Origin of the sequence: Pseudomonas prosekii, assembly GCF_900105155.1 — a bacterium.
GTDB classification, from domain to species: Bacteria; Pseudomonadota; Gammaproteobacteria; order Pseudomonadales; family Pseudomonadaceae; genus Aquipseudomonas; species Aquipseudomonas prosekii.
Window position 1 is genome coordinate 4,243,821 of record NZ_LT629762.1, and the last position, 23,405, is coordinate 4,267,225.

Below are 23,405 nucleotides of genomic sequence, written 5' to 3' on the forward strand. Positions count from 1 at the left end.
AATCGAACCCAGGATTGAAAAGGAATACCCAGTCGAATCCAGGATTGAAAAGGAATACCCAGTCGAACCCAGGATCTGAAACCTATGGAGATCTGCCCCCTTTCCCCCTCTCCCCTCTGGGGAGAGGGCTGGGGTGAGGGGTGGCTTTTGACGTTGACATAATTTTTGCCGAACTCGGCTCTGCCATAAAACCAATAAATTCGGAGTAGTCGCTCATGGCTCGTTTGCAACGCACCCTGTCATTGGGTTCGGTGGTGCTGTTCGGCATCGCCTACATGACGCCGATCATCGTGCTCGGCACGTTCGGCATCCTCGCGCAATCCACCGCCGGCATGGTTCCGGCCGCGTATCTCGCGGCGCTGGTGGCCATGTTCTTCACCGCCATGAGCTACGGACGCATGGCCGCCGCGTTCCCGGTGGCCGGCTCGGCGTACAGCTACGTGCGCAAAGCCATCAGCCCGAAACTCGGTTTCATCGCCGGTTGGGCGGTGCTGCTCGATTACCTGTTCCTGCCGATGGCGATCTGGCTGATCGGCGCCGCGTACCTCAACTCGGCGTTCCCGGCAGTGCCGCAGTGGGTCTGGGTGCTGACGTTCATCGGCGTCACCAGCGCGATCAACATCGTCGGCCTGAAACTCGCCAACGGCATCAACGCCTTGCTGATGCTCGTGCAATTTCTGGTGCTGATTGCGTTCGTCGTGCTGTGCATCCACTACATTGGCGGCGACGCGAGCACGCCGCTGTGGACGCTCAAACCGTTCTTCAACGGCGACATGCACATGCCGCTGATCATGAGCGGCGCGGCCATCGCCTGTTATTCGTTCCTCGGCTTCGACGCAGTCAGCACCCTCACCGAAGAAACCCGCGACCCGCGCCGCACCATTCCGCGGGCGATCATGCTGATCACCTTGATCGGCGGCTTGATCTTCGTCGGCGTCTCGTACTTCGTGCAGATCGCGCACCCGTCGTTCCAGTTCGACAGCGTCGACTCGGCGGCTTACGAGATCGCGCGCAACATCGGCGGCGACCTGTTTGTCTCGATATTCCTCATCGGCCTGATCGTCGGCCAATTCGCTTCGGGTCTGTCGGCGCAGGCCAGCGGCTCGCGATTGCTGTTCGCCATGGGCCGCGACGGCGTGCTGCCAAAGTCGTTTTTCGGCACCCTGCATGAGCGTTTCGGCACGCCGGTCAACAGCATCCTGTTGTGCGCAGTGGTGGCGTTGCTGGCGCTGAAACTCGACGTGACGACCTCGACCTCGTTCATCAACTTCGGCGCGTTCCTCGCGTTCAGCCTGGTGAATTTGTCGGTGATTTTTCATTACTGGATCGGCGCACAGAATCGCGGTGCGCGGGAGTTTGTGCTGTTCCTGGTATTCCCGTTCATTGGCCTGCTCGCCGATTTGTGGCTGATGGTCAGCCTCGACCACCTGGCGATTTACCTCGGCCTGAGCTGGCTGGCGATCGGCGTGGTGTACCTCGCGATCCTCACCAGCGGCTTCCGCCGCCAGCCGCCGGAAATGGACTTCCAGGAAACCACCTGACCCCCAACAGGGATCGGGGGGGACAACGTCCAACGCCAGCCCCCGCTCTTGTAGGAGCAAAGCTTGCTCGCGATAGCGGTGTGTCAGTCAGCGAATGAGTTGATTGACCCGACGCCTTCGCGAGCAAGCTCAGCTCCTACAGGGATCGGGGGGGGACAACGGCCAACGCAAGACCTCGCTTTTTGTGGGAGCCGAGCTTGCTCGCGAAAGCTGTGTGTCAGTCAGCGAATGAGTTGGCTGACCCGACGCCTTCGCGAGCAAGCTCAGCTCCTACAGGAGTGCGGGTTAGCTGGCTAATTTGGTTTGGCGCAGTGGCAATTCGACGCGAAAGGTTGTGCCTTCGCCGACGACGCTGCTCACCGAGATTTCGCCGTGATGCTTTTTGACGATCCCGTACGACAATGACAACCCCAGCCCGGTCCCTTGGCCAATCGGTTTGGTGGTGAAGAACGGGTCGAAGATTTTCTTCAGGCATTGCGCCTCGATGCCCGAGCCGGTGTCGGCGACTTCGAACCACGCCGTTTCCCCCGTCAGCCCGGTGCGCAAAGTGATCACCCCGCGTTCCGTGCCAATCGCCTGCGAGGCGTTGACGATCAGGTTCATGATCACTTGGTTGATCTGCGACGGCAGGCATTCGATTTCCGGCAAAACCTGATAATCCTTCACCACGTCAGCCTTGTACTTCAGCTCATTGGCGACGATGTTCAGCGTCGACTCGATGCCCTGATGCAAATCGGCCCACTGCCATTCCTGATTGGAGTCGACCCGCGAGAAGTCCTTCAGGTCCTTGACGATCTGCCCGACGCGGCTGATGCCGTCCTTGGATTCCTTGATCAGCAACGGAATGTCTTCGCGCAAAAACTCCAGCTCCACCCGTTCGCGCAGCACGCCGAGGCGTTCGATGACTTCGGGCGAGCTGATTGCTTCTTCGGCGCCACGGTAGGCGTCGAGCATTTCCTGCAACTGTTTGAAGTAGCCGTCGAGGCAGCCGAGATTGGAAGAAATGAAGCCGATCGGGTTGTTGATTTCATGCGCGACGCCCGCCGCCAGTTGCCCCAGCGAGGCGAGTTTCTCCGATTGCACCAGTTGTGATTCGAGCAATTTGCGCTCGTCGATTTCCCGTTGCAGTTCGACGCTGGCCTCCTGAAATTGCCTCGTCCGGTGCTCGACCATTTGCCCCAGATGATCGACCTGGACGCTGGCGCGTTCGGTCATGTGCCACTTGGTCAGCAAGGTGTTGGCCATCTGCTGGACTTCGATGTTGTCGAAGGGTTTTTTCAGGATCAGCACGCGGTCATGCGCGTGCAAACGCTCGAGCAGTTCGTCCCACGAATAATCCGAGTAGGCGGTGCACACCACCACTTGCAGGCGCGGGTCTTCGTGCCACAGATGTTCGATGGTCTGCGCTCCGTCCCAGCCTTCGGGCATGCGCATGTCGACGAACGCCATGGCGTAGGGCCGATCTTCCTTCAGGGCGGATTTGAGTTTGCCGAGGCCTTCCTGGCCACCGAACGCCGAATCGAGTTCGAACAACGCGCGCTCGGGTTTGCTATCGCCGCCGAACAGCGTCGCTTCCATCTCATCGAGTTCGTGCAGCGGCGGTTCCGGCATCAGGATTTTGCGAAAATCCACGTGAATCGACGGCGTGTCATCGATCAGCAAAATGCGGCGGTTCAAAACCGTGCTCATGCGTCGTCCTCCACGGTTTTCAAGGGAATTTGCAGGGTGAACCGCGCGCCTTTGCCCGGTCCGTCGCTGTACGCCGTGAGGTGGCCGTTCATCTCGATGGCGGCCAGCGCGCAGCTGTGCAAACCGAAGCCGTGGCCGTCCTTGCGAGTGGTGAAACCGTGGGCAAAGATGCGCGTCATGTTTTCCTCGAGGATGCCTTCGCCGTCATCCTTGACGCTGATTTGCAGAAGATTTGCGTCGACGATTTTCACCCCGAGGGTTATTTGCCGTGGACGGTTACTGAGGTCGGACATCGCGTATTTGGCGTTGCTGATCAGGTTGATCAGAATCAGCAGCAAGCGGTGTTTGTCGCCCATCACCTGCGGCACTTCGGCGTAATCCTTGACCACCGTGACGTGGTGGCGGGTGAGGGCGCCGGAGTTCATGCGCAAGGCGTCTTCCAGCAGTTCGCTGATGTGCAGCGGTTCCAGCAGGCTACTGGCGCCGGCATAGGACTGCTGGGTGGAGACGATGTCCTTGATGTGATCGACGCTCTTGGTCAATTGCGCCAGTTCGTCGGCCATGCCCTGGTGCTCCAGCGCAATCGCTTCCACCAGTTGATTGAGGTAGCCGGGGAGCAACTTGCCTTTCTCGTCGTCATCCAGAAACGTGCCCAGATCATGCGGATGCTGATTGATCAATTGCATGGCTTTGCCCAGCCCCAATGCCTTGCTGTTGCGCAGTTTGCGGGTGACCAGGTCGGCGGAAATATTCACGCTGTTGAGCACGTTGCCGACGTTGTGCAACACGTTGGTGGCGATCTCGGCCATGCCGGCTTGGCGCGCGGTGTCGAGCAATTCACTTTGGGTGTCTTTGAGTTCGCGGGTGCGTTCTTCGACGCGCTGTTCGAGGTCATTGTTGGCCGTTTGCAGGGCGCTGTTGACGCGACTGATCTCGGAAAAACTGCGCATCAGGCGAATCGCCAGATACACCAGCAACAGCACCAGCAACACCGAAAACACCAGCATGAAAAAGTGGTAGCGCTGATTCACTGCGTCGGCCCGCTGCTGGTCCTCGTTGAGCAGGTTGTTGATGTTGTCCAGGCGTTGCGCGACCGCCACCGCTTCGATTTTTTCCAGCAGGCCGTTGACGATCGGTTGCTCGCGCAGAATCAGCGCGACGTGGTTGCTCAAGGTGTCGAGCGGGACGTGGAAGGCTTCGGGCAAGCGCTCTTGGTTCACGCCCAACTTGTTCAGGCCAACCAGAATGTCGGCGGCGCGCTCATCGGAAGTGACCTGTGCAAACTCCAGGCTGCTGAGCAGCAAGTCATAGGTGTCGGTGGCGATGTTCTGCAGTTGCAGCGGGTCGACGCCGACCACTTGAGTCAGCGGTTGCTGGATGTCGTCTTCGGCGGTCGGCAGGAATGCCAGGGAATTGCGCAGCACCGCGTTGTGTGATTTGAACTGCTCGACCAGCCGGGTCTTTTCCTTGATCGCCGCTAGATAAGCGTCGTGGCTTTCCTTCCATTCGGGCGAGGCATTGCGCCCGTGGTTCGACTCCATGCTTTCGAAGTGTTGCCACAGTTCGGTCATTTCGGTCAGCGGCGTGACCAGCGGATCGTAGTTGTGATTGAGGGTGATGCGCGCCTTCAAAATCTCGGTTTCCCACTGCGCATTCAGCTGTTTCATTCGGCCGATGACGTCGCGCGATTCGGTGTAGGTGGTGGTCTGGTCGGAGCTGGATTTGAGGTAAAGAAACAGCAACACCGAGGCGAGGATCAGCGCGACCATGGCGAGCAAGGCGAGGTTGCGATGGCGGGATATTTTCATAAGGGCTTGCCCTCCCATTCACCGGTCAGGGTTTTCAGAAACTGGATGATCAGGGTCTTGTCCTCGTCGGAAGGCACGCGCCCGAGCTGGAACTTGAACATCACGTCCACGGCGTCCTCGAGGGTTTTTGCCGAACCGTCGTGGAAGTACGGCGCGGTCACCGCGACATTGCGCAGGCTCGGAACCTTGAAAACGTTGCGGTCCTCTTCGCCCTTGGTCACCAGATAACGCCCGAGATCGGCCTCGGTGGGATTGCCGCGGGCCTCGAAGTAATCGGCCATGACCCCGAGTTTCTGGAACATGTTGCCGCCGATGTTCACCCCTTGGTGGCACGCGATGCAGCCGTAGCTCTTGAAGCGCTGGTAGCCGTACTTTTCCTCAGTGGTGAGTGCGTCGGTATTGCCTTGCAGGTATTGGTCGAACCGCGAATTGGCGCTGACCAGCGTGCGCTCGTAACTGGTCAGGGCGTTCTGCACATTAATCTGGGTAACGCCGTCCGGGTAAGCCTTGGCGAACGCGTTTTTATAGGTTGGATCGGCGCTGAGCGTTTGCAGGACGTGGTCCCAGGTGCTGCCCATTTGCGCCGAGCTTTGCAGCACTTCGTGGATCTGCGATTCGAGGCTGGTCGAGCGGCCATCCCAGAACTGGCGGAAATTCAGGCTGGCGTTGAACACGCTGGGCGTATTGACGGCCACCGGTTGGCCGTCGAAACCGATGGAAAACGCCGTGGTGTCAGCGCCGCCATGCTCCATTCGGTGGCAACTGGCGCACGACAGATTGCCGTTGAGCGACAGGCGCGGTTCGTTGAACAACTGCCGGCCGAGTTCGACGCGCTCGGGGTTCTGTTGCGGCACGGCGGGTAACGGTTTCAGCGGCTCGTCCAATGGCGCGGCACTGAGATTCAGGCTGATGGCCAGCAAAACAAGCGACAACAACAAACGGCCCCGGTTGAACGACATCAGGTAATTCCTTGGCGGTGGAGCAGCGTGTCGCTCATGACTGGGCTGAGGGCAGCGGTTTCACCAGCATCAGGTAATGCGCAAAAGCATCCGGCGCCACGGCTTTGCAGAAGTAATAACCCTGGCCTTCTTCGCAATCATGGGACTTGAGGAATTCCAGTTGTTCGAGGGTTTCGATGCCCTCGGCAATCACCGTCAACTTGAGGCTTTTACCGAGGCTGATAATCGCGCTGACCAGCGCCGCATCGCTGCTGTCACGGTGCAAGCCGCGAATGAATGACTGGTCGATTTTCAGCACGTCGATGGGAAAGCGGCGCAGGTAACTCAGGCTCGAATAACCGGTGCCGAAATCGTCGATGGCCAGCCGCACGCCGAGCGCTTTGATGCGGTTCAGCGCGGTGACCGTGGCGTCGACGTTCTGCATCAGCACGCCTTCGGTGATTTCCAGTTCGAGCAGGGTAGGCTGCATGCCGGTCTGCTTGAGGATCAATTCGATGCTGTCGACAAAGTCGCGCTGGCGAAAATCAATGGCCGAGACGTTCACCGAGATACAGATTTTCGGCAACCCGGCAGCCTGCCACAGGCATGCCTGACGACAGGCCTGCGCCATCACCCATTTGGTCAGCGGCACAATCAGCCCGCTGTCCTCGGCGACGGCGATAAAGTCCGACGGATAGACCCAGCCTTGCCCCGGTTTCTTCCAGCGGATCAGCGCTTCGGCACCGACCACCTGGCCGCTGCTCAAGTCCATTTTCGGTTGGTAATGCAAGACGAATTCGTTGCGCTCCAGCGCCAGACGAATGCCCGACTCGATGCTTTGCTGTTCGCGCGCCAGTTGATTCATTTCATCGATAAAGAAGCTGAAATCGTTCGGCCCGTTTTCCTTGACGCTGCGCATCGCGGTCTCGGCTTTCTTGATCAGCGCGATGGCGTCGAGGCCGTCATCCGGGTAAATGCTGATGCCCAGACTGGCGGTCACGCTTAAGTCGTGGCCAGCGATGTGCTGCGGCGCGCGGATTGCGCTCAAGAGTTTTTCGGCGATGCCTTTGGTCTGCTGCGGATGGCGGATGTCAGCGAGGATCACCACGAACTCGTCGGAGCCGTAGCGAAACACCGAATCGGATTCGCGCACTGTCGCCACGAGGTTTTGCCCGACCCGCTTGAGCATCTCGTCACCGGCCGGATGGCCCAGCGCATTGTTGATGCGCTTGAAACGGTCGAGCCCGAGAAACATCACCGCCAGTTGTTTGTCATGGCGCCGCGACAGTGCCAGCGACTGGTTCAGGCGATCACCAAGCAACGTGCTGTTGGGCAATTCGGTGAGGACGTCGTACTGCAACAAATGCGAGACCTTGAGCAGTTCGTGCACCCGCGCCTCGATGGTCTGTTCCAGGCTCAGCACTTTCATCGCCGCGTCTTGCGCCATCTGCCATTTCCAGGTCAAGGCGCTGGCCATCTGGCGGATTTCCAGACTGTCGAAAGGTTTTTTCAGCACCAGCAACTGGTCGCCGAATTCCAGGCGTTCGGCCATCGCCTCCCAGCTGTAATCGGAATACGCAGTGCACAGGGCGATTTGCAGGTTGCAATCGACTTTCCACAGTTGCTCGATGGTTTCCAGCCCGTCCCAGCCTGGCGGCATGCGCATGTCGATGAACGCCAACGCATACGGCCGACCCTCGGCGCGCGCGCGTTTGACCAGTTGCAGCGCTTCCTCGCCCTGATACGCGGAGTCGAGTTGAAAGGTCAGCCGCTCCGGTTGCGGGATGCCGAATAGCGCTTCTTCGGCGCCGGCCAGGCTCTGTTCGATTTCCGCGTCGGGGTCGAGGATTTTGCGGAAATCCAGATGAATCGACGGCGTGTCATCGATGATCAGGATGCGCCGGTTGGTCCGCACGAAAGGCGTCTTCATCGGTTGTCCTCTGTGAGAGGCGGCGGAGCGTCCGAACCCTGTGCAGCGGGTAATTCTGATGGTTGCGGATCATTCGCTTTGACCGCTTGTTCGAGCAGCGCGATCTTCAGCGCAGCGTCTGCGCTGATTTGCCATTTGGTCGTAAGCGCATTGGCCATCTGGCGAATCTCGATGGCGTCGAAGGGTTTTTTCAGGATCAGCAAGCGGTCGCCGAACGCCAGACGGGCGTCGATATCTTCCCAGGAATAATCGGAATACGCGGTGCACAGCACCACTTGCAGCTTGGGATCGACTTGCCACAGGCGTTCGATGGTCAGCAGCCCATCCCAGCCCGGCGGCATGCGCATGTCGATGAACGCGAGGGCGTAGGGCAGGTCGTTGGCGAGCGCGGTTTCGACTTTTTGCAGGGCTTCGAGGCCTTGAAACGCCGAATCGAGGAGGAAGCCCTGTGCGGTGGCGGCTGCCGTCGATCCGAAAAGTGCGCGTTCGGTGCTGTCCAGATCGTGGTCGTCAATCGATTGCGGGCTGAGGATTTTCGCGTAATCGGCGTGAATCGAAGCCGCGTCATCGACGATCAGGATGCGCCGGTTGACGGTTGCAGGCAGCGCATTCATTGGGTTGCGCCTGGGCCGACTGCAGTTCGAAACGGTCTGTTCATAGGGGCATCCTTTCCCTGATCACCTGGCCGAGCGGTTACAGAATGTGGTCCGAGTGGGGTGAGCATAGTCGCCTTGGCTGGAGTTCGCTCGGGCGCGGGGCTGAATCAGTTGCCGGCTGCGGGCGAATATCATCTAGCCTGTAGGTCAGGCTCCGGCAAGAGCGGATTTTTGTCGCCGGCCTGGCTCAACGAGCCACCCGTTTCACTCGAGGTAACGCCATGGAAGAGCTACTCCCGACGACTTTGACCGATAGACCCACGGTGTTGCTGGTCGATGACGAGGAATCAATCCTCAACAGTCTGCGTCGTCTGCTGCGCGGCCAGCCCTACGAGGTGCTGTTGGCCAGCGGCGGTGCGCAAGCCCTGGAAATTATGGCGCAGCAGCGCATCGATCTGGTAATGACCGACGCGCGCATGCCGAACATGGACGGCGCGACGTTGCTGGCGCATATCCACGACCTCTACCCGAACACCACGCGCATTCTGCTGACCGGTTACGCTGATTTGCCGACGATCATCAAGGCGATCAATGACGGGCAGATTCATCGCTACATCAGCAAGCCGTGGAACGACGACGAGATGCTCCTGACCTTGCGCCAGGTCTTGCAGCATCAGCATTCCGAGCGCGAACGCCAGCGGCTTGTGCAACTCACGCGGCAGCAGAACGAGCAACTGAAAACCCTCAATTCGACCCTGGAAAAACACGTCGCGGCGCGCACCGCCGAGCTGCAGCAAACCGCCGACATGCTCGATCTGGCCTATGAAGAGCTCAAGCACAGCTATGTCACCGGCACCGAAGTGTTTTCGTTGCTGGCCAATCTGCGCCTGCCGCCGGCCAAGCAGACCAACCGGCAAATCATCGAACTGGTGCGCGTGTACTGCAAACTCCACGGTCTGGACGAGGGCACCAGCCGCGACCTGACCATGGCCGCCGCGCTCTATAACATCGGCAAATTGAGCTGGACCGACAGCATGATGACCACGCCGTCGGACATGCTCCATCACTTGGATCGCGACCGTTATCGCGAGTACCCCAAGCAAAGCGAATCGCTGCTGATGACCCTCGACCCGATGAAGGACGCCGCGCGGCTGATCCTGCACCATCAGGAGCGCTGGGACGGCAACGGTTTCCCGGATCGGCTCAAGGGCGAGGCGATTCCGTTGGGTGCACGGTTGCTGAAATTGGCGGTGGATTTCATCGAATTGCAGCGCGGCTTGATCCTCGAACGGCAGATGAACAGCGACGAAGCGCTGGTGTATATCCGCAACTACGCCGGGCGGCTTTACGACCCGGATCTGGTCGAGGATTTCATTCAGGTCTGCGCCGCGTACCTCAGCGACGTGACGCTGGCCGATCCGTCGGTCAAGGTCCTGACCACCCGCGACCTGGCGCCGGGCATGCTGCTGGCGCGCAATCTGAACGCCGACAACGGCATGTTGCTGCTCAATGCCGGCAAGGTGTTGAACGCGCCGCTGGTGGACAAGCTGATTGCCTTCGAAACCATGGAAGGCGCCAAGTACAGCGTCTTCGTAAAAATCCCTGAAGAAGTCGCAGCGCAATTGGAACGGGCCGACTCCTGAATGCAGGTTGCCGAACACCGCGGCTCTTTGTAGGAGCAAGGCTTGCCCGCGAAGGCGATTTCAAAGACGCCTTCGCCGGCAAGCCTGGCGCCTACAGGGTATTCTGTCGGCCTTTCAATTCAGGCCGACCCCGACCAATGTCCACCATCCCCCGCATCATCCGCATCGCCGCCGCTCTGCTCATCGACCCTAACGGCCGCACATTGCTGGTGCGCAAACGCGGCACCGTCGCGTTCATGCAGCCGGGCGGCAAGATCGAGGCGCACGAACAACCGGTCAACGCCCTGGCCCGCGAGCTCGAAGAAGAACTCGATTTGCACATCGACCCGGCGCACGCCGCCTATCTGGGCCAGTTCTCGGCGCCCGCCGTGAATGAACCGGGTTTTATCGTCGAAGCCGAACTGTTCTTGCTGACCATCGATGCCAACGTCAGCCCCGCAGCCGAAATCGAAGAAGTGCAATGGATCGACCCGATCAGCGACGGCGATCTGCCGCTGGCGCCATTGACACGCGACGTGATCCTGCCGTTTTATCGAGCCTCGTTGCAGACAACCGCCTGATCACTACAAAACCAAAGGCCGCCCAATGATCCCGCTCCAGGACTTGCTGATTTTCGCCGCCGCCGCGTTGCTCATGGTGCTGACGCCGGGGCCGAACATGATCTATCTGATCTCGCGTTCGATCTGTCAGGGACGCAAGGCTGGCATAACGTCATTGCTCGGTGTGGTCGCGGGATTTTTCGTCCATCTGTTTGCCGCTGCAGCGGGTTTGACTGCGGTGTTTCTCGCGGTGCCGATGGCCTATGAAGTGCTGAAATGGGCCGGCGCCGTGTACCTGTTGTGGCTGGCCTGGCAAGCCGTCAGACCGGGCGCGCGCTCACCGTTCGAGGCCCAGCAGTTGCCGGCGGATTCGTCGCGCAAACTGATCACCATGGGGTTTCTCACCAGCGCGCTGAACCCGAAAATCGCGGTGTTTTATCTGTCGGTGTTTCCGCAGTTCATCTCGCCGGAACACGGCTCGCTGTTCACCCAAAGCCTGATCCTCGGCCTGACGCAGATCAGCGTCAGTTTCTGCGTCAATCTGTTGATCGCGATCTTCGCTGCGGGGATTGCCTCGTGGTTCGTCAACAACCCGACATGGCTGGCGGCGCAGCGTTATTTCATGGGTTTTGTCTTGGCGGCGCTGGCGGTGCGGCTGATGCTTGAACAACGCAAGGCGGCCTGAGCATGTGGATCGAACGCCTGAATGCCAGCCATGCTTTGGATTATCGGGCACTGATGCTCGAAGCCTATGACCTGCATCCGCAGGCGTTCACTTCCAGCGTGCGCGAACGCGCGGTGATGCCGCTGAGTTGGTGGGAAGCACGCTTGACCAGCAAATACGACGTGCTGTTTGGCGCGTTTGCGGACGGGCAGTTGGCGGGGATCGTCGGGTTGGCGTTCGAACCTCGGGAAAAGGCTCGGCACAAGGCAACCTTGTTTGGCATGTACGTGTCGGGCCGGGTGCGCCAGCGCGGCGTGGGGTTCGAGCTGGTGCAAGCGGCGCTGGCGGAGGCGCAAAACCACGCGGGTTTGCGCGTGGTGCAGTTGACGGTGACGGCCGGCAATGATGCCGCGTTCAAGCTCTATCAACGCTGCGGCTTCATCCAGTACGGCCTCGAACCCCTGGCGGTGCGCGTCGGCGAAGACTACTTCGACAAAATCCACATGTGGCGCGAAATCCAGACCGCCTCAACCCTCCAGACCGCCCCAACCCTGTAGAAGCGAGGCTTGCCCGCGAAGCCTTTGCCCGCCTTGAGGACGCCTTCGCGGGCAAGCCTCGCTCCCACAAGTTCAGTCGCCGCGGATCGTTCCAATCAGCGCACGGCGCTGACGCCATCCAGCGTCGAGAACGAGGTGTCTTTGGCCGTCAGCAGGAAGTCGCGCATGTACGGCGCGTCGAGCATGTCGGCGCGAATCCCCGCGTACAGCGTCGCAAACAAACCTTTCTCGCCCAGTCGTTTGCCCTTCACATAACCGCGTGAGCTGTATTCATGCAGCGCCCAATGCGGCATGCCACACACGCCGCGACCGCTGGCGACAAGTTGCATCATCATCACTGTCAATTCCGAGGTGCGCACCAGCGCCGGTTCAACGTCGGCCGGTTCGAGGAACCGCGTGAAGATGTCCAGGCGATCGCGCTCGACCGGGTAGGTAATCAGGGTTTCGCTGCGCAAATCTTCCGGAACGATGTACGCCTTGTTCGCCAAACGGTGCTGGTTGGCCACCGCGACCATCGCTTCATACGTGAACAACGGCACATAGGTGATGCCCGCCAGTTCCAGCGGATCGGACGTCACCACCAGGTCCAGATCTCCGCGGGCCAGCGCCGGCAGCGGCGCGAAGGAAAACCCCGAAGCGAGGTCGAGTTCGACTTCCGGCCAGGCATCGCGGAACTGGTCGATGGTCGGCATCAGCCACTGAAAACAACTGTGACACTCGATGGCCATGTGCAGACGCCCAGCTGTGCCGCCGGCCAGTCGGGCGATATCGCGCTCGGCGCCACGCAGCAGCGGCAGGGTCGCGTCGGCCAGTTGCAGCAAACGCAAACCGGCGCTGGTGAACCGCACCGGTTTGGTCTTGCGCACGAACAATGGCATGCCCATGCGTTCTTCCAGCTCCTTGAACTGGTGGGACAACGCGGACTGCGTCAGGTGCAGGCGGTCGGCGGCATCGACGAGGCTGTCGGCCTCGCGCAAGGCATGCAGGGTCTTCAGGTGACGGATTTCAAGCACCGGGGGCTCCATGAGGAAAACTTGTGATCAACACGAAAAGGTTGAGTTTGTCTCATGTTGGCTTGCCTGTCGACAATAGGGCCATGTTTTACAACATCATTTGAAGGGAGAAACTCACCATGGCTCTGGCTCACACACTTGGTTTTCCACGCATCGGCGCTGATCGCGAACTGAAAAAAGCCCTCGAATCCTACTGGAAGGGCGACATCGATCAGGACGCGCTGAAGAGCGTTGGCCGCCAATTGCGCGCCACCCATTGGCAATTGCAGAAAGACGCCTGGATTGATTTGCTGCCGGTCGGCGATTTCGCCTGGTACGACCAGGTGCTCAGCCATTCGCTGGCGTTCGGCGTGGTGCCGCAGCGTTTCGACAGCACCCTCGATGACAACCGCCAGCCGACCCTCGACACGTTGTTTGCGATGGCGCGCGGCGCGACCACTTCGTGCTGCGGCGGTGAACACAACCAAGCGCAATACGCTCAGGAATTGACCAAGTGGTTCGACACCAACTACCACTATCTGGTCCCGGAATTCAGCGTTGATCAGCAATTCAAACTGAGCTGGCAACAGCTGTTTGATGAAGTCGAAGAAGCCAAGGCGCTGGGCCACAACGTCAAACCGGTGATCATCGGCCCGCTGACTTACCTGTGGCTGGGCAAGGTCAAATCCAGCGGCGATGGCAACGACTTCGACAAACTCGAACTGCTCGAACGCCTGCTGCCGGTCTACAACGAAATCCTCGGTCGTCTCGCCGAACAAGGCGTGGAATGGGTGCAGATCGACGAGCCGATCCTGACCCTCGACCTGCCGCAAGCGTGGAAAAGTGCCTTCGAACGCGCGTATCACATCCTCCAGTATTCGCCGCTGAAAAAACTCGTTGCGACCTACTTCAGCGGCCTCGAGGACAACCTCGGCCTCGCCGTCAGCCTGCCAGTGCAAGGTCTGCACATCGACGCGGTGCGCGCGCCGGACCAACTCGGGCAAGTGCTGGATCGCCTGCCGACCTACAAGATTCTCTCGGTGGGCCTGGTCAACGGTCGCAACGTCTGGCGTTGCGAATTGGAGCAAGTGCTGGCGCAACTGCAACCGGCGCAAGAGCGTTTTGGCGATAACTTGTGGGTCAGCAGTTCCTGCTCGTTGCTGCACAGCCCGGTGGACCTGGAGCGTGAAGACAAACTCGACCCGGAGCTGAAATCGTGGCTGGCGTTCGCCGTGCAGAAGTGCGGAGAAATCGCCGTGCTGCGCGATGCCCTCAATGATCCGCAAGCGCCGAAAGTGCAAGCTGCGTTGGCCGAAAGCCGCGCGATCGAGGCCAGCCGCGCGCAATCGCCGCGCATTCATAAAGCTGAAGTGCAGGCGCGACTTACTGCGATTGGCGCCAAGGACAGTCAGCGTGTTTCACCGTTTGCCCAACGCATCGAGCAACAACGTGCACGCCTGAAACTGCCGGCGTTTGCGACCACCACGATTGGCTCGTTCCCGCAGACCGGTTCGATCCGTTTGGCGCGTCAAGCGTTCAAGCAAGGCAAGCTGTCGGCCAACGATTACACCGACGCCATGCACAGCGAAATCCGCCACGCCGTGCAAATCCAGGAGCGCCTGGGGCTGGACGTGCTGGTGCACGGTGAGGCCGAGCGCAACGACATGGTCGAGTACTTCGCCGAGCAACTCGACGGCTACCTGTTCACGCGTTTCGGTTGGGTGCAGAGCTACGGTTCGCGTTGTGTGAAACCGGCAGTCATCTACGGCGACCTGAGCCGCCCGAAGGCGATGACGGTCGACTGGATCAGCTATGCGCAGAGCCTGACCGACAAAGTCATGAAGGGCATGCTGACTGGGCCGGTGACCATGCTGATGTGGTCGTTCCCGCGCGAAGACGTTTCGCGCAAAGTCCAGGCGCAGCAGTTGGCGTTGGCGCTGCGTGATGAAGTGGTCGACCTCGAAACCGCCGGGATCAAAATCGTGCAGATCGACGAAGCGGCGTTTCGCGAAGGCTTGCCGCTGCGCCGGGCGCAATGGCAGGGATACCTTGATTGGGCGGTGCAAGCCTTCCGTCTCACGGCATCCGGTGTGCGCGACGAAACGCAGATCCACACGCACATGTGCTACAGCGAATTCAACGACGTGATCGAAGCCATCGCGGCCATGGACGCCGACGTGATCACCATCGAAACCTCGCGATCGGACATGGAATTGCTCGAGGCTTTCAACGCGTTCGACTACCCCAACGACATCGGCCCGGGCGTCTACGACATTCACTCGCCACGGGTGCCGGACACGGCTGAGATGGTCAAGTTGATGAGCAAAGCGGTGCAGCGCATTCCTGCCGAGCGTTTGTGGGTCAACCCCGATTGCGGTTTGAAGACGCGGGCGTGGCCAGAAACTGAAGCGGCGTTGGTGAACATGGTGGCGGCAGCGCGGCAGTTGCGCAGTCAGTTGGCGTAGGTCCTCGTCCTGCAGCCAGTTATTGGCGGCCAGACAAAACCCGCCGACCGGTTAAAGGGTCGGCGGGGTTTTTACTGCTTAACTCACTTTGGTGATATCGACCCAGGCCATGTCGTAATCATTGCCTTGGCCACTGGGCTGGGCATTGTCGAGGTATAGCGTGACTTCAGGAACGTTCGGCACGAAATATAAATCCAGAATAATAAAGTTGAAGGCGCTGATCGTCTGATAAGCCGTCGCGGCGCCGGTACTGGTGCGCACACGAAGTACCGGATAGTCGAAGCGACCGTCTTGTCGGGCGACGGCAAACTGGTAGCGGTAAGTGGCCCCCGGTTGCAGGTTGCTGAAGGATTTATAGAGCACCACCCCGTGTGAATTCATCGTATAGGTGTAGTTGTTCAGTGCGTAATAGTTCCTCCCGGCACCGACGTAAAATGAAAAGTCGTTAGCGCCTCCCGCGCCGCCCCAGACCCAGCCTTGCAGGTGCCGGTTATTAAAGTTTGCGGTGTCTTTCAGCAGGCCTTGCTGGACAGCGAAAGCGCGTGGCAGCGATTGCTTGGAACCATCGATCGTTCGGGCAGTGATGGAATGCCAGGCCACTGCGAATCCCCGCGCCGGGACTGTCCACACACCGGCGTCTGTCACCGGGAAGCGCCCGAGACTGACGCCGCCATCATAAACATCGACCTGCTGTCGCGGGGTGGCCGTGCCTTGGATGAAGATGTTGTTCTGGTAGTAAGTGCCACCGTTATGGGGCACCAGGCGGCCACCGGCATTGACGACGGTGACGGACGGGGTGTCCAGTTGCTGCACGGTAAAGGCCCAGAGGGCGGAGGGTCGGTTGGTGCCGGGTGTCTGCACGGTGTAACTGTATGAGCCTGGCGCCAGGGACGTGAGCGTGTGTGACCAGGTTTTTCCGGCGGTGGAGGTCAGCGTGGTGACGACCACCCCGTGGTTGCGCAGTTCCACCGGCACGCTCGCCCCGCCAGTGCCTGCCAGCGTTACCCGAGAGGAATACGTCTGGCTGTTGCGGGGGATGGCGATGCCATTGCTGTCTGTGACGGTGATGATGTCCGGGTTCGGAATCGGCGAGCCGATGATCAATCGCAGTCGTTCCGAGACTCGTTGGGTTTTGGTAAAGGGATTGGTAACGGTATAGACAAACTCGACGGTGTTGCCGCGATTGACCAGCAGTTTGTCGAAGGGCACGACCCGCGTAATGTCTGCACCGACCATTTCCGGCAGCAACTCTATAGGCGGCGACGACCAGGAATCCTGCTGATTGGCGCCGATGAAGTCGAGCCGGATGACGTGCAGAGCGCGCATGCCGAGATAAGGCTTGATGGTGACCACGGCTCCATTGGGCACTGCTTCGGGGATCAATACACCGTCTACCGCGTCGTGGACTTCCGGTCGCGGCAACACCGCTGTGATATCGCCGATTTCCAGCACCAGCGCTTCAGATCCAACGTCTTCGGTATCGGTGCGGCGCACGGTGTACTCGACCAGGACGTTGGCCCCTTCCCAATTTTCAATGTAGGCGCCGGGTATGGTGAACTCGACGTCCTTGCCCACCATGTCCCCGTCAACGATGCTGGAGGTGACGTAGAGATCTTCAGTGCCTGACACCGTTTTGATGTACCAATAGACGAGTATCAGATCGCCGAGAATGATCGCGCCCGGCTGGCTGGTCACAATCACGTGGGCCGGGTTGGTGTCTATCGGCACGGACCCTCCCTTGGCTTCAGGCACCACCGGCGCGGCCAGTTTCAGGGGCATGCCGATCATCTTCGCGTAGGCCGTCCGCGAAAAGCGCGGGTCGGCGGGCGTGGCGCCCTGCGTCAGGCGGTAGTCGACTTTGACAAAACCCCGAGCAATCAAGTGCACCGGGTAATAATCAATGATGAATGAGTGAGAGCGGCTCGACGCTTCGGGTTTCCATTGCATATCCACCGGGACCTGACGACCACCGGCGCTGACGCCGCGCCAGCTCAGGTCGACCGTGTCGCCCGGGACAAAGCTGACCTTCGACGAAAATAAAAGCACTTCGACGTCTTCGCCCAGCAGTGCATCCAGATCAAGCTGGTGGTCGCCGTCAGCCTTGTCGATGACCGGCGCTTCCAGCAGAACGAGGCTCGGGCTGAAATTTATAAAGATCGGCGGCGCAGTGGCAGCGCTGTGATTATTCACCACATCCTGCAGACGATAAGTGAGAAGCAAAGGGTTGGCGGGGGGCAGATTTGCCAGCAGGTTTTTGGGAATGGTGAACTTCACAGGCTTGCCAACCTGCGCGTCGGTGATCAGCGGCAGCCTGATTTCCAGATCGCCCCACAAGACAAACACAGTGGAGTTCTTGCGCATGTTTTCGTAGGGCGCGACGGTGATGGGCACGCCGTTGTTGTCGTCCAGATAGTCCTTGGTAACACCGCTCTCAAGGGCGTCTCGCTCCATCTCTATAGGCGCCAGGCCCTGATGGTAAGGCTCTTTCTCATCCGGATCCGGTCCGCCGGGACGGGTGGTTTTGATCAGTACCTTGAGTGGTGGCGAGCGTTCGTAGTCGCCCCCGACATTGCTGACTCGGCGTACGCCGACAACCAGTTCGCACACACCATCGCGCAGATCATTCTGTGAGATGACCGGGAACAGCCGTTGATTCACCTGGGTGGCACTGACGGTGTCGCTCGCCAGGGTGATGGGATTGTCTGGCGCGTAGATCGCTTCAACTTTCCAGACATCGCCTTGCGCCATGCTGGTCCATGGGTCGATCACTGTTGCCAGCCCAGTGGGCTGGTTTGTCTCGTCCAGGAACGCGAGGCCGTTGAGACCGTACTCGGTCTCCTCATCCGCCGGCAGATTACTGATCAAGTTGGGTATCAGCAGCGGGGTAATGCGCAGGATGCTGGAATCCCCGGTATCTGACAGCGGCCCAAGCAAGTCGATTTGCCGCGCTTTGACGAGGGATTCAGGGGTGAGAATGCTCATGGCGAATAACCTTTGAAGAGCTTGGCAATGGGAGTCAGTCGATTCGGCGGGTGTTGCCGACGATGAAGACCTGGACGTATCTGGAGGATCGGCGCTCGCCGCTGGCGGTAATGTGCGTATACGCCACGTGGGCAAAACCACCGGCCAGGCGCTGGACCACCGCGTTCGACACTTCGAAGGTCAACGCTGATTGGGCGGCGACGGTCCGCGACTCGGTGAATGGCTGGGGCAGGCCGGTACGGGGTTCGCCTCGCCAGTCGAGTTCCACGACATCCGTCGCGGCGAACAGCGCAGCCGGGGTGGCGATGGTGACGCTGACGGACTTGGCCCCCAGCGTCGTCATGTAGATGGCGTTGTCCTGATCGGTTTCGGACACCACCGGGGCGGGCAGGCGTTGTGCGTGATTGGCGTCCTGGATATCGACCATCAAACCGATGGAGTGGTCGGAGGCCATGTTGCCTACCTCATCGGTTATCCAGTACTGAAGCAAAGCCTGGCCACTACCGTCGGCCTCGATCATTTCCCGGGAAATCGTCAGCGCAACCGCTTGGCCGACTTCCGACCTCTGAACCCGGTGGGTGATGTGCCAGTCGACGTACTGAAACGCTACGCTGTCGTTGTGGCGCATGCCTTGCCATGGCGGCACGGTGACAATGACGTCCTGCGTGCCGTCGATGATCGATGGGGCGATGACGGGGGGCCGCAATAATCGGTGGCCCGGGTATTCCGATTGGGGGTCGATGCCCCCGGGCAATTCGGTTTTGACCAACACCTTCAGGTGCCCCGACTCGACGCCATTGACTCGATAGAACCAGTGACTGAAACCCTCGGGAATGGCATTGGCCGGGATTCTTCTCACGAGCGGACCGCCGTCGTAATCTGCGGGCACGGTGAACCAGATGATCGGCAGGACGGGCGAGTCCGGATGGCGAATGAAAACTTCTATCTGGTCGCCGACAAAGACGTCGGTAGGCGCAATGAGGATCGCCACCCCGTTGATGTCTTCACGGGCCAGCGCTCGGTTGATCCCGACATCCGCGCCTGCGATCAAGGTGAGGGCGCCGGGTACATCAATCCTGCTTTCGCCCAGGATTGCGCCGGCGAACCGGGCCGGGCTCTCGCCTATTAATTGTGCGTCGGTACTCATGATTGGCGCTCGCGAGTGAGTGAGGAGCAATCCCGTGTCTGGGGATTTATGAGTGGTGGATTGGAGGCCCGGACGCAGGGCATGGCTACTGTCAGAGTTGACAGGTAGTGGGTCTTTTCAGACGAGCGGTAGCTAACGGAACGTGCGGAAAACGACCCTGATCACTGCCCATTTCCAGTTGTCGGCGGCCTTTCTCGCAAACCTCGAAACTACCGTTCAGCAGGCTTCATCAAACTGTCACGCAACTGTGGCAGCGCGCTTGTACAAACTTCATCAGACTCGCGCTCTACTGGGGTTCTGCGTTTCGGTGTTTTTCATGCGTGCATTTTTATTGGCGGCGGCGCTGTTGTTCAGCCTGCCGGTTTTCGCGTCTTCGCGTTGTGATGTCGATGTTCCAACCGAACAGGTCGATCTGGGTCAGGTGAGCCTGGCGTACCAGAGCATTGGCCGTGCGTCCGACCCGGCGCTGTTGCTGGTGATGGGGCTGGGCGGGCAACTGATTCACTGGCCGGATGAGGTGGTGGTTGCGCTGTGTCAGCAGGGTTTTCGGGTGATTCGCTACGACAATCGAGACGTCGGTCTGTCGACGTGGCGGCAGACGCCGGACAACGCCAACCTGACTTTCGAAGTGCTGCGCTACAAGCTCGGTTTGCCGGTGTCGGCCCCGTATTCGCTGACCGACATGGCCGACGACGGTTTGGCGCTGATGAACGCGTTGCACGTCGAGCAATTTCACGTGCTGGGCGTGAGCATGGGCGGGATGATCGCCCAGCACATGGCGGCAATGGCGCCGCAGCGAGTTGAAAGTCTGACCTTGATCATGACCAGTTCCGGCGCCGAAGGTTTGCCGGCACCGAACGCGGCGCTGGTGCAATTGCTGGCGCGGCGCAGCGCACCGAATCGCGAGGTGGCGCTGCAGCAACAGGCCGATTTGCTCGCGGCGCTGGGCAGTCCGGCGGTGACGGATGATCGGCAGCTGTTGCTCGAGCAGGCCGCTGCCTCCTATGACCGCGCGTTCAACCCCGAAGGCGTGAAACGGCAGATCATGGCGATCCTCGCGGAGCCGAGCCGGGTAGCGCTGCTCAATCAATTGCGCGTGCCGACGCTGGTGGTGCACGGCACGGCCGATCCGCTGTTGCCGGTCATGCACGGCGTACACCTGGCGGCGCATATTCGCGGCAGTCAGTTGAAGCTGATTCCGCAGATGGCCCATCGTTTTCAGGAAGCGTTCAAGGCACCGTTGCTGGCGGCGGTGTTGCCGTACTTGCAGAGTCATCGCGAAGACACCTCGCACTGGGCGCGGATTGAACCGGCCGCAACCCCGAATCTCCTGTAACCCATCAATCCTGCTTTTACCTTCGTAGGAGCAAAGCTTGCTCGCGATAGCGGTGCATCAGCCACCATCAACTTTGCAGGTGACGGCCTCTTCGCGAGCAAGCTCTGCTCCTGCGGGTCAGGTGTGAGGGCAGGGGCCGAGTGCACGCTTGCGGTCGTCGGGTGTATGGTTCATGTTTTGTGGCGCGATGAACCTGCGAGGTACGCGATGAGTAATTCCCTGAAAATCGATTTTGTCAGCGACGTCTCCTGCCCGTGGTGCGTGGTCGGCCTGTACGGCTTGACCCAGGCGCTGGATTTGCTCGGTGACGAGGTGCAGGCCGAGATCCGTTTCCAGCCGTTCGAGCTGAACCCGAACATGGGCCCCGACGGCCAGAACATCACCGAACACATCACTGAAAAGTACGGCTCGACCCCTGAGCAGTCGCAGCAGAATCGCGAAATGATCCGCGCCCGTGGCGCCGAGGTCGGGTTTGCCTTTCGCACCGATGGCAACAGCCGCATCTACAACACCTTCGACGCGCATCGCTTGCTCTACTGGGCAGGTCTGGAGGGTTTGCAGTTCAATCTGAAAGAGGCGCTGTTCAAGGCGTATTTCACCGACGGCGGCAACCCGTCCGACCCTGCGCAATTGGCCGCGATTGCTGAAAGCGTCGGGCTGGATCGTCAGCGCGCCGAGCAGATTCTGGCCTCGGATGAATACACCAAGGAAGTAAAAGAAGAAGAGCAACTGTGGCTGTCGCGCGGCGTCAGTTCGGTGCCGACCGTGGTGTTCAACGGGCAATACGCGGTCACCGGTGGGCAACCGGTCGAAACGTTTGTCGGGGCGATTCGCCAGATCATCAGCGAAGCCAGGGGCGGCACGGTTAGCTGACCGTCCTCGATTTTTCTGCACATGCGATAACTCTGCACATGCGATAACTATGTACCACCCGGCGTGATCGCCGACGCCTTCTAATGGGCCCGAACAGCGGCGAGGATCGGCCTCGCCGACGACTCGATCAGGCCCATGGATGGACAGACAACCTCACGATCACGCTCCGGTTCGCGACATTCGTTTCGATGCCCTCGACGACCTGCCTCGACACGATCAGAGCCTTTATCTCGCTGCTGTACGGCGTTGGCAAAACTGCCAGGAAAAATTCGCCGCGCTCATGGCTGACGCGCCTGACTCTGCGCTACGCCAACGCTGGGACGATTGGTGGAACGCGCGCGCACGAGGGACAGCGGTGTCACGCTGGACGCGCGCGATCGAGCTTTTTCGCACGCATTTTGATGCCGCTGCGCAGACGACCTTCGCCCAAGGTCAGCTCAGTGCCGCGCAACTGCAAACCGCACAGGCGCTGATAAACCCCGCGCAACTCCCGGCACAGGAGCCACCGCTGATTACCGAGCGACTGGGTGGCGCTCAGGTTTCGCAAGACGCGCAATGGGCTGCGGCACTGGTGATCACCACGGTCAGCGGCCCGCTGCTGTACTTGCCCGCGCGACAACCGGCGCTGCTGGCGTTCGATACGCGGGCAGCGCTGCAAGCGCATTTGGGCCTGGAGCGATTGTCGCAACACACCACCGACTCCATCGCACCCGCGATCATCACTGACAGCCCGCCGGCCGATCCGCTGCTCGAAGCGCTGACACGTTGGCGTTCGCATTGCCTCGAAACGCCGCAAGCGTGGAGTCGCCAGCGGCTCGTACAAGTGCTGTTCGCTGCACCGCCATTGCCCGGCGACTTTGCCGTGACCGATGTCGAAGATGAAGAACGCGCCGAGCCGCTGTTCGGTTCACTGAACGCTGATCTGTCATTGAGCCATCGGCGTAACGCAATCGAGCAGCAGCGGTTGGCCATCGAAAGTCTGCTTGATGATGAACAAGCCGTAGCGCAACCGGAGCGGCTCGCGCAGCTGAAACGCTGCCTCGACGCGCTCGACAGCGCCGAAGAAAACGCTCGCACGGCCGCCAAGGCGTTGCTCGAGCGCCGCCCGGCATTGCGTTTGCTCGAATTGCGCCAGCGGCCGAACGCCGATTACGACGAGTTGCACCTTGCCCGTTTGGCTGGGTTGCGCGCCGAGGCTGACGTGCAGCGTTTGTTACAGCAAATCAGCGAGGTTGAGCAGGCGTGGCTGCAAGCGGTGCTGGACAATCCCAAACGCGCCGACCGCAACCAGGCAGTCATGGTCGCCCGTTTGAGCCTTGTATCGAGTCCGACGCTTGGCACCACGCTCGACGGGCCACTGGTCATCACCTCTGAAACCGCGGGCAACGCGTTGTTGCTCTACTGGCCCGGCAGCGCTGGCGGCTTGCAGCGTTTTGCCTCGTTGCAGGCGCTGGAACACGCGGTGTTCAAACTCGGGGCCATCGACAGCGAATGGTCGTTGCAATTGTCGCCGCTGTCCGGCGATCCCTTTGAATACAGTCTGCAAAATCAGCTGTACGCCTGCGAACAGCGGGTCGCGAAGGTGTTGACCGACAATCCGCTGCCCTCGCATGAGCAGCCGCGTCGCGTCGAACTGGAAAAATCCCTGCTGGAAACCCTCGACAGTCTTGGCGTGCCAGTACATTAGGCGCGCGAGCAGGCTTAC

The 23,405-nt window shown here is 60.1% G+C and carries 16 protein-coding genes and 1 pseudogene; 9 read left to right on the forward strand and 8 right to left on the reverse strand.

What is annotated here, in order from left to right; translation table 11 throughout:
* Positions 1–215 precede the first annotated feature (215 nt).
* Positions 216–1,541, forward strand: a complete 1,326-nt coding sequence (locus tag BLU01_RS19415; protein ID WP_092278565.1) for an APC family permease — start codon at positions 216–218, stop codon at positions 1,539–1,541.
* 285 nt (positions 1,542–1,826) lie between these two features.
* On the opposite strand, the gene BLU01_RS19420 is transcribed toward BLU01_RS19415, so the two are convergent.
* The 5 genes and pseudogenes from BLU01_RS19420 to BLU01_RS19440 form a co-directional block, all read right to left on the reverse strand.
* Positions 1,827–3,230 (reverse strand): ATP-binding protein, encoded by a 1,404-nt coding sequence (locus BLU01_RS19420; protein ID WP_092278566.1) that lies wholly within the window; start codon positions 3,228–3,230, stop codon positions 1,827–1,829.
* Positions 3,227–5,038 carry a DAHL domain-containing protein gene (locus BLU01_RS19425; protein WP_092278567.1) on the reverse strand — a complete coding sequence of 604 codons (1,812 nt, stop codon included), beginning with the start codon at positions 5,036–5,038 and terminating at the stop codon, positions 3,227–3,229. Before BLU01_RS19425 ends, BLU01_RS19420 begins: the two co-directional genes overlap by 4 nt.
* On the reverse strand, positions 5,035–5,997 hold the full coding sequence (locus BLU01_RS19430; protein ID WP_092278568.1) for a cytochrome-c peroxidase: 963 nt from the start codon (positions 5,995–5,997) through the stop codon (positions 5,035–5,037). Before BLU01_RS19430 ends, BLU01_RS19425 begins: the two co-directional genes overlap by 4 nt.
* A 34-nt stretch (positions 5,998–6,031) precedes the next feature.
* Entirely contained in the window at positions 6,032–7,906 is a 1,875-nt protein-coding gene (locus BLU01_RS19435; RefSeq protein WP_092278569.1) for a putative bifunctional diguanylate cyclase/phosphodiesterase, read from the reverse strand.
* A gap of 53 nt (positions 7,907–7,959) precedes the next feature.
* Positions 7,960–8,520 (reverse strand): annotated as a pseudogene (locus BLU01_RS19440) (two-component system response regulator); the annotation flags it as partial.
* A gap of 263 nt (positions 8,521–8,783) precedes the next feature.
* Here BLU01_RS19440 and BLU01_RS19445 point away from each other — a divergent pair.
* The 4 genes from BLU01_RS19445 (at position 8,784) to BLU01_RS19460 (ending at position 11,905) form a co-directional block, all read left to right on the forward strand.
* The gene (locus BLU01_RS19445) at positions 8,784–10,145 is read left to right on the forward strand and encodes an HD domain-containing phosphohydrolase (protein ID WP_092278571.1); all 1,362 of its coding nucleotides are present in this window, start codon (positions 8,784–8,786) and stop codon (positions 10,143–10,145) included.
* Between the two features lie 137 nt (positions 10,146–10,282).
* Positions 10,283–10,705 carry an NUDIX hydrolase gene (locus BLU01_RS19450; protein ID WP_092278572.1) on the forward strand — a complete coding sequence of 141 codons (423 nt, stop codon included), beginning with the start codon at positions 10,283–10,285 and terminating at the stop codon, positions 10,703–10,705.
* Positions 10,706–10,730: 25 nt separating this feature from the next.
* A complete protein-coding gene (locus BLU01_RS19455) occupies positions 10,731–11,369 on the forward strand; it encodes a LysE family translocator (protein ID WP_092278573.1) in 639 nt (212 codons plus the stop codon).
* A 2-nt stretch (positions 11,370–11,371) separates the two neighbouring features.
* Positions 11,372–11,905, forward strand: a complete 534-nt coding sequence (locus BLU01_RS19460; protein ID WP_092278574.1) for a GNAT family N-acetyltransferase — start codon at positions 11,372–11,374, stop codon at positions 11,903–11,905.
* A 95-nt stretch (positions 11,906–12,000) separates the two neighbouring features.
* Here BLU01_RS19460 and metR read toward each other — a convergent pair whose 3' ends face one another.
* Positions 12,001–12,918, reverse strand: coding sequence for a transcriptional regulator MetR (metR, locus tag BLU01_RS19465; RefSeq protein WP_092278575.1), 918 nt, complete (start codon positions 12,916–12,918; stop codon positions 12,001–12,003).
* Positions 12,919–13,037: 119 nt separating this feature from the next.
* On the opposite strand from metR, the gene metE reads away from it, so the two are divergent.
* Positions 13,038–15,362 carry a 5-methyltetrahydropteroyltriglutamate--homocysteine S-methyltransferase gene (gene metE, locus BLU01_RS19470; protein WP_092278578.1) on the forward strand — a complete coding sequence of 775 codons (2,325 nt, stop codon included), beginning with the start codon at positions 13,038–13,040 and terminating at the stop codon, positions 15,360–15,362.
* A gap of 78 nt (positions 15,363–15,440) precedes the next feature.
* On the opposite strand, the gene BLU01_RS19475 is transcribed toward metE, so the two are convergent.
* Complete coding sequence (locus BLU01_RS19475) at positions 15,441–18,344, reverse strand: carboxypeptidase-like regulatory domain-containing protein (protein ID WP_092278580.1); 2,904 nt, start codon at positions 18,342–18,344, stop codon at positions 15,441–15,443.
* A gap of 34 nt (positions 18,345–18,378) precedes the next feature.
* Positions 18,379–19,491 (reverse strand): hypothetical protein, encoded by a 1,113-nt coding sequence (locus tag BLU01_RS19480; protein WP_092278582.1) that lies wholly within the window; start codon positions 19,489–19,491, stop codon positions 18,379–18,381.
* 316 nt (positions 19,492–19,807) lie between these two features.
* Between BLU01_RS19480 and BLU01_RS19485 the strand changes: the two genes are divergently transcribed.
* The 3 genes from BLU01_RS19485 (at position 19,808) to BLU01_RS19495 (ending at position 23,387) form a co-directional block, all read left to right on the forward strand.
* The gene (locus tag BLU01_RS19485) at positions 19,808–20,827 is read left to right on the forward strand and encodes an alpha/beta fold hydrolase (RefSeq protein ID WP_092278584.1); all 1,020 of its coding nucleotides are present in this window, start codon (positions 19,808–19,810) and stop codon (positions 20,825–20,827) included.
* Between the two features lie 207 nt (positions 20,828–21,034).
* Positions 21,035–21,700, forward strand: coding sequence for a DsbA family oxidoreductase (locus BLU01_RS19490; protein WP_092278586.1), 666 nt, complete (start codon positions 21,035–21,037; stop codon positions 21,698–21,700).
* A gap of 139 nt (positions 21,701–21,839) precedes the next feature.
* Positions 21,840–23,387, forward strand: a complete 1,548-nt coding sequence (locus tag BLU01_RS19495; protein ID WP_092278588.1) for a dermonecrotic toxin domain-containing protein — start codon at positions 21,840–21,842, stop codon at positions 23,385–23,387.
* The last annotated feature ends 18 nt before the right edge of the window (positions 23,388–23,405 follow it).

Excerpts from the sequence above, each read along its gene's own strand:
- BLU01_RS19415 (WP_092278565.1), top strand. The coding sequence starts at position 216 with ATGGCTCGTTTGCAACGCACCCTGTCATTGGGTTCGGTGGTGCTGTTC.
- BLU01_RS19420 (WP_092278566.1), bottom strand. The coding sequence starts at position 3,230 with ATGAGCACGGTTTTGAACCGCCGCATTTTGCTGATCGATGACACGCCG.
- BLU01_RS19425 (WP_092278567.1), bottom strand. The coding sequence starts at position 5,038 with ATGAAAATATCCCGCCATCGCAACCTCGCCTTGCTCGCCATGGTCGCG.
- BLU01_RS19430 (WP_092278568.1), bottom strand. The coding sequence starts at position 5,997 with ATGTCGTTCAACCGGGGCCGTTTGTTGTTGTCGCTTGTTTTGCTGGCC.
- BLU01_RS19435 (WP_092278569.1), bottom strand. The coding sequence starts at position 7,906 with ATGAAGACGCCTTTCGTGCGGACCAACCGGCGCATCCTGATCATCGAT.
- BLU01_RS19445 (WP_092278571.1), top strand. The coding sequence starts at position 8,784 with ATGGAAGAGCTACTCCCGACGACTTTGACCGATAGACCCACGGTGTTG.
- BLU01_RS19450 (WP_092278572.1), top strand. The coding sequence starts at position 10,283 with ATGTCCACCATCCCCCGCATCATCCGCATCGCCGCCGCTCTGCTCATC.
- BLU01_RS19455 (WP_092278573.1), top strand. The coding sequence starts at position 10,731 with ATGATCCCGCTCCAGGACTTGCTGATTTTCGCCGCCGCCGCGTTGCTC.
- BLU01_RS19460 (WP_092278574.1), top strand. The coding sequence starts at position 11,372 with ATGTGGATCGAACGCCTGAATGCCAGCCATGCTTTGGATTATCGGGCA.
- metE (WP_092278578.1), top strand. The coding sequence starts at position 13,038 with ATGGCTCTGGCTCACACACTTGGTTTTCCACGCATCGGCGCTGATCGC.
- BLU01_RS19475 (WP_092278580.1), bottom strand. The coding sequence starts at position 18,344 with ATGAGCATTCTCACCCCTGAATCCCTCGTCAAAGCGCGGCAAATCGAC.
- BLU01_RS19480 (WP_092278582.1), bottom strand. The coding sequence starts at position 19,491 with ATGAGTACCGACGCACAATTAATAGGCGAGAGCCCGGCCCGGTTCGCC.
- BLU01_RS19485 (WP_092278584.1), top strand. The coding sequence starts at position 19,808 with ATGCGTGCATTTTTATTGGCGGCGGCGCTGTTGTTCAGCCTGCCGGTT.
- BLU01_RS19490 (WP_092278586.1), top strand. The coding sequence starts at position 21,035 with ATGAGTAATTCCCTGAAAATCGATTTTGTCAGCGACGTCTCCTGCCCG.
- BLU01_RS19495 (WP_092278588.1), top strand. The coding sequence starts at position 21,840 with ATGGACAGACAACCTCACGATCACGCTCCGGTTCGCGACATTCGTTTC.